This window comes from Dyadobacter jiangsuensis (assembly GCF_003014695.1).
Lineage (GTDB): Bacteria > Bacteroidota > Bacteroidia > Cytophagales > Spirosomataceae > Dyadobacter > Dyadobacter jiangsuensis.
Window position 1 is genome coordinate 45175 of sequence record NZ_PYAS01000018.1, and the last position, 12148, is coordinate 57322.

Annotated in this window: 7 protein-coding genes; 2 read left to right on the forward strand and 5 right to left on the reverse strand. The window is 51.5% G+C overall.

Annotated features, from left to right (window positions below):
* Positions 1-20: 20 nt before the first annotated feature.
* Together CLV60_RS29295 and CLV60_RS34500 are read right to left on the reverse strand one after the other, a co-directional pair.
* The gene (locus CLV60_RS29295) at positions 21-2246 is read right to left on the reverse strand and encodes a SusC/RagA family TonB-linked outer membrane protein (protein ID WP_211302289.1); all 2226 of its coding nucleotides are present in this window, start codon (positions 2244-2246) and stop codon (positions 21-23) included.
* Between the two features lie 6 nt (positions 2247-2252).
* Positions 2253-3221: a carboxypeptidase-like regulatory domain-containing protein gene (locus CLV60_RS34500; protein WP_211302290.1), complete on the reverse strand. Its 969-nt coding sequence runs from the start codon at positions 3219-3221 to the stop codon at positions 2253-2255.
* Positions 3222-3468: 247 nt separating this feature from the next.
* Here CLV60_RS34500 and CLV60_RS29300 point away from each other — a divergent pair, with 247 nt between their 5' ends.
* On the forward strand, positions 3469-6276 hold the full coding sequence (locus CLV60_RS29300) for a T9SS type A sorting domain-containing protein (protein WP_106598964.1): 2808 nt from the start codon (positions 3469-3471) through the stop codon (positions 6274-6276).
* Positions 6277-6531: 255 nt separating this feature from the next.
* Positions 6532-9105, forward strand: coding sequence for a tRNA wybutosine-synthesizing protein 4 beta-propeller domain-containing protein (locus tag CLV60_RS29305; RefSeq protein WP_170118897.1), 2574 nt, complete (start codon positions 6532-6534; stop codon positions 9103-9105).
* Between the two features lie 39 nt (positions 9106-9144).
* Here CLV60_RS29305 and CLV60_RS29310 read toward each other — a convergent pair whose 3' ends face one another.
* From CLV60_RS29310 to CLV60_RS29320, 3 genes are read right to left on the reverse strand one after another with little or no spacing between them, the layout of a single operon-like run.
* Complete coding sequence (locus CLV60_RS29310; RefSeq protein ID WP_106598966.1) at positions 9145-10554, reverse strand: hypothetical protein; 1410 nt, start codon at positions 10552-10554, stop codon at positions 9145-9147.
* Positions 10541-11125: an RNA polymerase sigma factor gene (locus CLV60_RS29315; protein WP_106598967.1), complete on the reverse strand. Its 585-nt coding sequence runs from the start codon at positions 11123-11125 to the stop codon at positions 10541-10543. Before CLV60_RS29315 ends, CLV60_RS29310 begins: the two co-directional genes overlap by 14 nt.
* A gap of 44 nt (positions 11126-11169) precedes the next feature.
* Complete coding sequence (locus CLV60_RS29320) at positions 11170-12108, reverse strand: hypothetical protein (protein ID WP_106598968.1); 939 nt, start codon at positions 12106-12108, stop codon at positions 11170-11172.
* Positions 12109-12148: the final 40 nt, after the last annotated feature.

A 12148-nucleotide genomic window follows, 5' to 3' on the forward strand; every position in this document is an offset into this window, starting at 1 on the left:
AATACCATTCTGAATTTGAATTAAAAACTGATACTCGCTCCCACATTGATCGTACGGTTGATCGGGTACATATAGCCGTACAACTCCGACGGGTGCTCCGGGTCGAGGCCCTTTACCTTCGTGAAAGTGTGGAGGTTATACCCGTTCACATACACGCGTAGCCCCTGTATACCTACCCTTTTCAGCAGGTCTTTCGGCAGCGAATAGCCGATCTCAGCACTTTTAAGGCGCAGGTAAGCACCGTTCTGGATGTTGCGGGCGGAGTTTTCATCGGCCGTGGTACCGGTGTAGGCGTAATACCCTTTCGTCCATTGGGTCGACGGATTGTAGGGGTCCGCAGTCGGATCGTTGGGATGCCAGCGGTCCATGAAGAACTCCAATGCATTACCATCCCAGGCCAATGGCTCACGAAGCTGCTCGCCGTAAGCTACATAAGAAAGTGCGGCGCCCTGGAAGAGGATATTCAGGTCAAATCCTTTGTAATCGATCGATCCCGAAAAACCGAAATTCATGAGCGGGTGGTTCTTTTTGGCATCACCGCCGACGGTCGTATTACTGGCCGGGTTGATGGTCGTCGCGATCGGGTGGCGGTCCATATCGTCGATGGTACCGTCGCCGTTCCAGTCTTCGTAGATGTAATCCCCAGGCAATGTAGCCCGGCCTACGAATGCATTGTGCGTTGCAATTTGCTCGTACGACTGGAACTGCCCTTCATATCCCCAGCCGAACCATACGTCGTTGAAGCGGTTGCTGCGGTTGTTGCGCCAGTTGTCGTATGAGTTACCCGAGCGGCCTCTTTCGATATAAATGTTGCGGGTACGCGTGAGCGAGAGGTTACCCGATACGTTGTAACGGATCTCGTTGATGCGCTTGCGGTGAGAAACCGAAACCTCGAAACCGCTCGTCTGATCGCTGTTCAGGTTTTCCTGCGGCATCGTGGCACCGAACGTGCCGGGAAGCGACATGAGGCGGTTTGCCAGCAATCCCGTGCGGTTCCGGCGGAAAATATCGAAAGTAACCTCCACCAGGCCATTCCAGAAACCGGCATCCAAGCCTGCATTGGCCGTTTTGACCGTATACCAGGTGATGTTCGGGTTGGGCGAATTGCGGAAACCCAGGGAGTTCACAAACGACCCGCCGAACATATACCCGCCCGCCAGCGCCTGGCTGTTGCCATTGAATGGGTAGTCGTAGCCTGACACAAACTGGTACGAAGACGCGCCGTCATCCCCCATTGAACCGTAAGAACCACGGATTTTCAGGTTATCCAGGAAACGGAATGCCGCATTGTTCTTGATAAAACCTTCCTCCGACAACCGCCAGCCGGCCGAAACCGCCGGGAAGAAACCCCATTGCTTGCCCGGAGGGAACTTGGACGAGCCGTCGTACCGGAAACTGAAATCGGCGATGTATTTACCTTTGAAATCGTAGTTCAAGCGGCCCACCAATCCTTTGTTCGCATTCTTCCAGATCGCATTGATATTGCTGTTACCGACCTGGTTTTGCGCTTTTCCGGCAAACAAATACTCCATCGGGATGCCTAGCTCACGGCTCGCGTAGAAGTTGTCGCTGCTGCGGGTGCTTTCTTCGTAAAGTACCAATGCCCCCACATTGTGCTTCTCTTTGAAAGAGCGGTTGTAGTTCAATGAAACCTGCATTAAAGTCGACGGCAGGGTGTTGTACGTACGGGTCAGCTGGTCGGGCAGGTTATTGGCAAATGGCGCATAGGTACCGTTCGAGGCATTGTAATCGTACAAATTGTAGGACTTTTTATAATTGGTGTTGGAGTTGATCCGCGTGTCGTAGCTGAACATCCCTTTGGCCATCAGTCCTTCCACATGCGGCACGGTGTATTCCAGCTGAAACTGGCTTTGGAGCCATTTGTTATTGTCCTTCTGGTAGCCCGAAATGTCGGCGGTAGTCAATGCCACGGGGTGCCCGGCCGCCATTTTGAAGAGGTAATCGGGATTGTTGTTGGCATAATTGGTTTCGTTGGGCTGTGCGCGCCAGAGCGGTCCGTAAATCTCGTGCATGCCGCCCGCCTGCTGGTTGTTTTTCGTATCGATGATACCGCTCAGCTTCAAAGAGGCACGCAATTGCTTCGTAATCTGGGCATTGATATTGGATCGCAGGTTGTATTTATCGTAATTCAAATCCTTGCTCTTCCAGAAACCTTCCTGGTACATATAACCCATATTGATAAAATAATCGACCTTGCCGTCGGAAGTACCGCCGCTGGCGCTCAAGTTATGCTACTGCTGGGGCGCGCGCTTCTGCATGACGAGGTCGTACCAATCGGTACTTTGCAGCTTTCCTTCACGGTAAGGCGCAAAATCCGACTCGGAGTAGCGGATCGTGGGGCTGTTCACATTGTGCATGCTCTTCTCGTTCATCAGCGTGTAGCGCTCGATCGCGCCAACGGGTTTAGGCAAACCCAATGCAGTCTGGCTGCCGTAATACATCGAATACTCGATCTTCGCCCGCCCGCCCGCGCCGCGTTTGGTCGTCACCAGTACCACGCCATTTGCGGCGCGGACGCCGTAAATCGCTGCCGCTGCATCTTTCAGGATCGAAATGCTTTCGATTTCATTCGGGTCGATGCGGGAAATATTGTCGCGCGGCACACCGTCGATGACGATCAGCGGATTCCCGAATCCACGGATATCGAACTGGTTGGAGTTGAAATCCCCCGGCTCCGACGATTTCTGCACCACCCGCAAGCCCGGCAGCTTGCCTGTGAGCATATTCTGCACGTTCTGGTTTTTGGTGGTAACGATTTCCTGGCTGTTCACCGAAACGACGGCTCCTGTAAGCGTCACCTTCTTCTGAGTACCGTACCCTACCACCACCACCTCGTCGAGGTTCCTGTTGTCTTCCGCCAGGGTGATGTTAATGGTCGTCTGGCTGCCCACTGTGACTTCCTGTTTGGCATAACCCACAAATGAGAATACCAATACATCGGTGGGCGCTCCGATCTGAATCGAAAACTTTCCGTTCACATCGGTGGTGGTACCGGTAGCCGTGCCCTTCACGAGCACATTCACGCCCGGAATGCCCTCGCCCTTTTCATCTTTGACTGTTCCTGAAACATCGGTTGCGGCGGGAGGCCGGGTTGCCGCGGGCTGGCGGTCACCACTCCCGAGCGCATACGCAGGTGGGTTGGAATGGCATAGCAATGCCATACTCATCGCCCATAAGGGGATGGATAGAGTTTTGTTCATAATTGTTTTTTTGAAAGAAAAAGTTACACGGAGGTAATTGTAATTCCGGCTGCTAAGTAAATGGCGGGGCGTTAACGGGGACTTAATTTGGACTTAATTGGAGGTTTTAAGCCGATATTTTTTCCCATTTATTCTTTATTAATTCATAGTTAAGCCAAAATTATAGGTGCGCGTCTAGATTTGGGACAGCCCGGAACATCCTCTGTGCCGGGCATTTACTCAAATCTTTCACCTTAAATCAAGCCTGATGAAAACAAACTGTTTACTGTTGCTCCTGTTACTGGCGGCAACCCTGCCTTCACGCGCGCAGGTAACGCCCTTCGACGACTGCGAATCGCTCACCGGCTGGGGCGGCGGCGGCAATGCACTAAGCCTCGACAGCGACGCGCCCTCGCAGGGAACCTATTCCATCAAATCCGAAGGCGGCAACACCGAGCGTTTCCGCCGGACCTTAGCCTCACCGATCAACACCGGCATCGGCCCCACCGAACTGAACATCGCCTATCTCCAGTTTTCACTGTACGTGTCCGACGTTACGAAGTTCAGCGCCTCGGGCGGGCAGTTTGAAATCACCAGCTCGGGTAACCCCGACACCGATGAATACAACTGGGGTACCGCGAGCGTGAACCTGCGTAATGGTTGGAACAATGTGGTACTGCGCCTGAGTGCCGCGGGCAAGCAGGGGAATCCCAACCTGGCCGCCATCAATTTTTTCAGGTATTACAAACCTATTAATGCAGGGGAATCGGTCGTTATCAAGATCGACAATATCCGTTTTACCAAAGGCTATGAAGGTAGTGTGCTCAATGGCGCGCACATTTTCAGCGCAGCGGATAATACAACCGGATGGTCGGGTGCGGATGCATTGAGCGCGGACACGGGCAATAAGATCCTCGGGAGCGCATCCATTGTCAAAACCGGCTCGGGTACCAACTGGTTTACATTCAATTCCGCGCCATTTAACACCACAGTGACCGAAGCCGACGGCGTGGTGAAATTCTGGTTGTTCGTTTCCGATGCTACCCAAATGAATGGCAACGGAAACATTGTATTCTCGTCTTCGGGCCAGGCGGGGACCGACGAATACCGCTGGAACCTCGCGAATCAGAAAATACAGAACGGTTGGAACCATGTGATCCTGCATTTGGAAAGCGCGGCAAAAACCGGCAATCCCAACCTCTCGGCAATTAATTTCTTCCAGATCAGCCAGGCACTCAATGCGCCGGTGACTGCGCGGGTGGATGAAATCGAATTTTACGAGCCTGCGCCGGCTACCACGCCTGTTCCCTCCGCCAACACCCTGAATGGCAAAGTGATGTTCGGCTACCAGGGCTGGTTCGGCCTTCCGACGGACGGAAACCCTACCCATAACTGGTGGCTGCATTGGTTTGGCGGCGCACCAGACCATGCCAACGCCACCGTGGATATGTGGCCTTACCTCGGCGATTACCCGTCCAATGAGCTTGTTGCAACAAATATGGTTTATGGTAACGGAACGCCGGCTAAACTGTTTTCGAGCTACAATTACAACACCGTCGACCAGCATTTCAAATGGATGCGCGAGCACGAGATCGACGGTGTCTTCCAGCAGCGGTTTTTGCAAAATTTCCGGACGGGCGATTCGCGTGTGCCGCGGCATTTTGAAAAAGTGATTGAAAACGTGCAGACTGCCAGTCTGAAATACGGTCGCGTGTATGCGATCATGTACGACCTCTCGGGCGCGGACGCCACCTCTACCGAAGCGGTAATAGCCGACTGGAAGCGCCTCGTGGATGAAATGGGTGTTACTTCTGAGAGTAACTATTTGTGGCACAAAGGCAAGCCGCTGGTGGCATTGTGGGGTCTTGGCCTGGCTTCCAGCCCCGACGCCACCGCCGCACGTTCCGATAAACTCGTGAAATGGTTCCGCGACGGCGATCCTACCGACCCTACCGACGATCCCAAATACCGCGCTACCATCATGGGCGGCCTGAATAACAACTGGCGCACGCATACCGCCGAATGGCTCGCCGTTTACGATCAGCTGGACGTGATCAGTCCGTGGTCGGTGGGGCGGTACAGCAACGAAAGCGGCGCCAATGCATTCGCCATTAACTCCGTGCGGCCGGATATGGCCTACTTGCAGCCCAAAAACATCGATTATATGCCGGTGATTTTCCCTGGCTTTTCATGGTTCAACCTGCAAACCGTGCGGAATAACCCCTCGGCAGCTATCAAAAACTCCATTCCGCGCAATGGCGGCAGCTTCTTGTGGCAGCAATCGCAGAATGTGATCAACGAAGGCGCCAATATGGTGTACCTCGCGATGTTCGATGAAGTGGACGAGTCGACCTCTTTCTTCAAAATGGAGAAATTTGCCGACCACACCCCGAAAGGCGGCAACACCTGGTTCCTCTCATTGGATGCCGACGGCTTCGACCTCACGCCCGACTGGTACATGGGCATTGCAGGCTATACCAAAAAGGTACTCGCCGGAAAAGCAACCAACAGCCTCTCAGTTCCGCTGTACCCGAATGCCCTGAGTACTACCGCCGGGCAGCCGCTGCCGGTTACGCTGGTAAGCTTTGGCGCGCAAACTGAACAAAACAATGCGCTACTCACCTGGCACACTTCGCAGGAAGTCAACAGTTCGCATTTTGAAATTCAGCGGAGTACCGATGCGAAGACATTTACGACCATTGGAAAAATCAATTCACATCAAAATTCCAATGCGAACAACAGTTACTCGTATACGGATACCAACCTGCCCGCGGGACAATTCTACTACCGCCTGAAAATGACGGACCTGGACAACTCTTTCGCATATAGCAGCATTGTGACTGCGAAAATCGAACGGGCAATCGCTGTGAACGTTTATCCAAATCCCGTGGCCAATGTACTAGCGGTGCAATCGGATGCCCGCATTTTGCAGGTAGCCATCGTAAACTCCGCGGGAAGAAAGATGCATTTCGCCACACCCGGTAAGCCTTATTTTGAATTGAATATAGCGAACTGGCCTTCGGGGATTTACATTGTGAATGTCGATGGTGTCGAACGAAAGGTCGTAAAACCCTAAATTCAATATTTCCAAACCGATCTGCTGCGCCCCGGTCCGAAACGACCGGGGCGCATATTTTTATGGTACCGGCTCGCTCAGCCTTATATTATTTCAAGTTTTTTTTAACTTTTGTAAATTATTAGTTGCTACTGCGTATTACCTGAACCGGGCCTAACCCATATGAGCCATTTTATGCCTCCTGAAATCGCCGCGAGTGGCGGACGCAGTTGCGCGCGCAGTGGCGGACACCCGGTATCGCCCCTAAACCACCTGATGAAATTGCCCTTTTTCCTCCTGACGTTTCTTTTCGTTATTTATGCCGGAAATCCGGCGAAAGCGCAATCGTACGGCTTGCGTTTTGCCAGCTACGAGGTTTTGCAAGATCACCGCACCATGCTCGATCTTACACCGACCAAACAGGTTTGCTTGTCGGAAAACCTCGAACTGACGTTTGATCTCTCCTTTGTACCAAAGCAAAAAACCTATTTCGGCTACATTTTCAGGCTCATAGGCGACGACAAACAGAACATCGACCTGATTTACGATAACGGGATCGCCGCAGCGAATGGTCGCTTCCGGGTCATTACCGGCGACAGGCTGTCGGGCATCGCATTCAACATTCCCGATCCGGCACTTTTCGGTGGCTGGAACCAGTTTGCGCTCAAACTTGATGTGAAGACCCGGAAACTGAGCATTACCGCAGGCGGAAAAACCTACACGCATGCCATGGACGCGGCTTCGGGCGGTTGTTATCAGGTTCTCTTCGGGGCCAATCAGCACAAGTCGTTTCAGACAACGGACGTGCCTCCGATGAACCTCGCCAACATCCGGCTGATGCAGGACGGAAAATCTACCGGTTTGTGGCCATTGGATGAACATTCGGGCGAAACGGTCCATAATGCCAACGGAAAAATGGCAGGTGTGACCAAAAATCCGGTGTGGATAGAAAAGCTGCACGAATCCTGGCAGCTCCGCAGGCGGATGGTTACCAGCGGGTTCGCCTGCTCCGCGCTCGATCAGAAACGCGAGCTCCTTTACCTGATCGGCGAGGATAGCCTGCATACCTACTCCGTCGCCAGCCAGGTAATGGTTTCATATCCCTACCAATCGGGCAGACTGCATCTGGCAAAGGGTAATCAGGCATTTGTGGACACGATCTCGGGGAATCTTTACACTTATAATGCCGACCAGCAACGCATCGCGCGCTTCGATTTTACGAGCCGGAAATGGGACAATAACTTCATTTTCCCGATTCCCGAAAGCTCCACGGAATACTGGCATTCCAACAAGTTCTTTTCTGCCGCAGATTCCTCGCTCTACCTGTTCGGCGGCTACGGACATTTAACTTATAAAAACAAGGTACACCGGTACCATCTGCCTACGCGACGATGGACAACCCTGCCGACCGGCGATACAGCAACGGCAGCCGGCATTTACACGCCCCGCTACCTCGCGGCGGGGGGCGCCGGCCCGCGAGGTATGTACATTCTGGGCGGCTACGGCAGCCTGACCGGCCAGCAGATCCTGAATCCGAGAAACTGGAACGATTTGCTGCTCTTCGACCCCCGCACCCAAACCTGGAAGAAAGTGTACGACACCGGCACGGACCTGTCCCAGCTGAATTTTGCCAATTCGCTCGTCTTTCCGGACAAATATTTTTATGCATTGAGTTTTCCAAAAAACAGGTACAACTCGGAATTGCAGCTTGTTCGCGGCTCGCTCGATAAGCCGGAATTTACGCCGATGGCGCCCCCGATCCCCTATTCTTTCCACGACACCCACTCTTTCGCAGATCTCTTCTTCTGTCCCGACAGCAAACAACTGGTAGCATTTACCATGACCCGCAGCGAGGACGACAAGCAGACGGTTATGCATGTGTACACGCTGCTCACGCCCGTGCGCGAGGCGCGCGCCGAAGTAATAACCGCCGAAAACGAGCCATTACCCGTTTGGCCGCTGTTAGTGGCGGGCGCGGGATTACTAGCGGGCGGTGCCTGGCTGTATTTCCGCCGGCGAAGTCCAAGTCCGACTACCTCTGAAACAGAAAACAATCCGGGCGACAACGTGCTTCCCGCTCCCGTTCAACTGCGCAGGAATGCGGAGCCGGTAACTTCACAGGAGCGGAACAGCATTTCATTGTTCGGTGATTTACAACTTGTGGACGACAATGGAAAGGACATTACCCAGGCACTGACACCGCTCATCAAAGAGCTTTTCCTGGTTATTTTGCTGTATTCAATTCGCTGGAAACGAGGTATTAACTCCGACAAGCTGCGGGAATTGCTATGGGCCGATAAATCGGCGGAAAGCGCTCGCAACAACCGTTCGGTAAACCTCACAAAACTGAAAGCCATTCTCGCTAAAATGCCGCATTGCCAGATCGTCATGAATGCAGGCCACTGGAAACTGGAATTCGATGAAAATGAAGTGCACGTCGATTACCTCGATTTCATGAATATCACCTCCTCCAAAAACATCGACCGCCCGATGATCGACGCGCTGACTGGCATTACGGGTAAAGGGAGTTTCCTCTCTAACCTGGAATTTGAATGGCTTGACCCGTTCAAATCGGAAATTTCGAATATGGTCGTCAACACATTTCTGAATTACACGGCCAGCATTCCCGTTTCCGACGACCCGGAATTAATGATTCGTCTGGCCAACAATATTTCGTATTTCGACCCGGCCAATGAAGAGGCGATGGTGCTTAAATGCAAGTCGTTCGCATTACTGGGCAAGCATTCGCTCGCGAAAAGCACATTCGAGAGCTTTACACGGGAATACAATAACATTTACGGCGAGGATTTCCGACGGGAACTGACGGATATTCTGAAATCGGAAGTGTAAAACGGGATGCAAAAAATAAGCGGCGCTGATTGGCGCCGCTTATTTTTTGGTATATCGCAAACCCACCGAAAGCCCGATCTGGTAGGGCTGTATTTTGAATGGATTATCAGGATTGCGCAGTTTTGAAAGGCTATACTCGAAATAAGGGCCGACGGTCATGACCACATTGTTTCCTGCGAAAAGCTCCTTTCCAAAACCCGCATTCACCCATACCATATTTTTCCTGGAAGTAAGATCCCGGCTGAATTCCGCACCAAAATCCCCGAAATAATTGCGAAGGAAATGCGAGCGGCGTACCGTATGCTTTTTGAGGGCCATTCCGACCAGACGAACCGTGCTGTTCTCCTCCTGCGGAATGCCTTTTCGAACCACTTCATAGTTTCCGGTCAGGTCCGGACCTACCACAAACTCGCTGGTAGCAATTTCGTACCGGTACGACTGTTTAAACTGTCCATAATTGACCAACAACTGAAATCCTTTGCGCTCTACCCCAGCCGAAAACTTATATCCGACCGTCTGCGCCGAGATTTTAGCAGGTAAAACGAAGTTCTGGTAAACGACGCCATTCCCCGGCCGTACCGTCAGGATCTGGAAGGTGCGCAACGGCGTAAGCCCCGCAATAAAGCTCCAATGTTCCTTGAAGAGAAATTCGTAACGTTTTTGAGGCTTGCCGGGTGTTACGAGGCTGTCGGGCTGCCAGTTATATTTTGGAAGGGCCAATGGCCTGTGATCCAGCACCCCGATGTCTTGATCGGCCAACGAGGGCCCTTCCAGTTCCTTTATATTGCCTTCCCCGGTCGCTGTGCTATCCGGCAACGCGCTTCCGAAGTCGGCTTTCGCCATTACCGTTTCCGGGAACATCCGGTCGCCTGGCGAATTGTTCTTATCTCTAACCTTTATCGAAGCAACTGGTGATTCCTTCGACCGCACCGCTTTAATAGGTTTGCCCACATCAGCCCGTTTGTAGTGATACGATTGCGGGGTTAGGCGGGTTGCGTGTGAAGTGCCGGCGCCTACAACCTCCCGTGCTTTGTGCACAGCATCGGATTCATTGGAAAGCTCCGGCCGGGATTCGGCCAGACCTGCACCAACCGCATCAATTTTATCGTTCGCAGCAGCCGCTTCCGGCGCCTCCTGCACTTCATGCCTTGCCGACGTTTCGGGGACGGTGGTCAGTGCATTGGAAAATTCTTTTGTAACCTGCTTCACGCCCGCAACTACTTCTCTTTTCTTCTCCACCGAATAGGACACGAGGTACACCGTGGCAGTGAGTGCAATAAGCAGCAGCAGGGACGCAACTACGCCCGTTTGTATAATGCTCGTTCCACCGCCAAGCCCCTGGAATATCTTTTCCCGCAGGGTCGGATCAGGCAGTCGTTCAAAATTATCGAATCGTTCACGGAGAGCTTTACGCAACTCCTCGTCGATCCGCTCATCAGAAGATTTCATATTGCGTAATTCCTTTTTCCTGTAACTTCTTCATTAATAAATTTCTTCCTCTTAAAAATTGCGAGCGGGAGGTGCTGTCGGAAATGGACAACATTTCTCCGATCTCGGCGTGGGTATAACCGTCTATCAAATGCAGGTTGATGATCATCCGGTAGCCATCGGGTAATGTATTGATCACGTTCAGCAGCACGTTCATGTCAATCTGAGTGATGATCTTCCCGTAATCCCCCGAATCGATCTCCCGCTGAAAATCTTCGAGATTGGAATGCAACTGCTGCTCCTTCGTCGTCCGGTGATAATAATTAATCGCCGTCCTGATCACCACCGATTTCACCCAGGCATCAATCACCTCCACGTTTCTCAAATCATTGATATTCTTGAAAACCTTGATAAACCCGTCCTGAAATATATCCTCCGCCTCCGCCTTTGTCTTCGCATAACGCAGGCAAAGCCCCAGCAATCTGGATTTGTACCGTTCATAGAATGCAGTCTGCGCCCTGGCATCGCCGGCTTGACAAGCCCGAACCAGATCGGCCAGCGAACTGTATTTCTTGCTGCGGAAAAATGTCATTCAGAAGGGTTATGAAGTGTATCGTTGAAACAATTATTTCTCGCTCACAGGTCGACCACCGACTCATACCTCATATTTACGAGGTTGCCATCCTGATCGAAAGTGAACCGGCAATTTTCATCCGTTCCCTGCATAATCATCCCATAACCTGTCCCAATCGGGTCTGAAAATTTATAGCCTTCCAGTAATTTCATGGAAGAAAATACCCACGAGTTCTTTACAAAGTTCTGTATTTTTTCAGGGTATTCATCAATATTGTAATAAAATGCTTCGGCCCGATAAACTGTATTGGTTAGCTTTCCCGCAGCATTGAAAGTAAAATCATAATTGGTACTCGATGCGGTATAGGCATTTACTTCATATATTTTTTCATTCTTGTCATTAATACTAATTGTGGCAGCCGCAAATCTCAGTTTTTCCCTTTCCAGGAAACTCACCACAGGCCCGGGTAAAGCCACCAGTTCGTCTTTGCCGATCGCGTACGAAAACTTGATGTAAGGCTCCACCGTAACCGACATTTTTTTAGGATTGACAAGATCATATTGGAGCCAGCTTAATAAATAGGCCTGGTTGTCCCAGGTGTATCTGGCGCTGTACTTCCTTTCTGCACTTGGCTGACTTTCAGGCTCTTTATAAGCTTCGGCCGCACCTCCGGTCATATTTCTCGAAGGAAGCGCCCGCCTCATCGAATCGGGAAGTGCACCATGCATACGATACACGCTTAATATCTTTTTGGTATTTAATGCAGCGTAAAAAGGGTTGCCTTTCAATTTATAATAAACCTCATAAAGCCTATCTTTTTCTATTGCCTGAAATGTGGCATCCGTAGCATCGGGATATGCATCCGACATCACTTTAATAATAGCTTCCGGCAATGTTTCCGGAGGGATTACCTGCTGATCTTTGTAATTGCTGCACCCGTTCAGAAACAGGATGGGGACAATTAGAAGAAGCAATTTGTTCGTAAACATTCTTTCATTCATAGCATCAAATGATTTTGATCGCCGGGGTGCCAGTTATGTA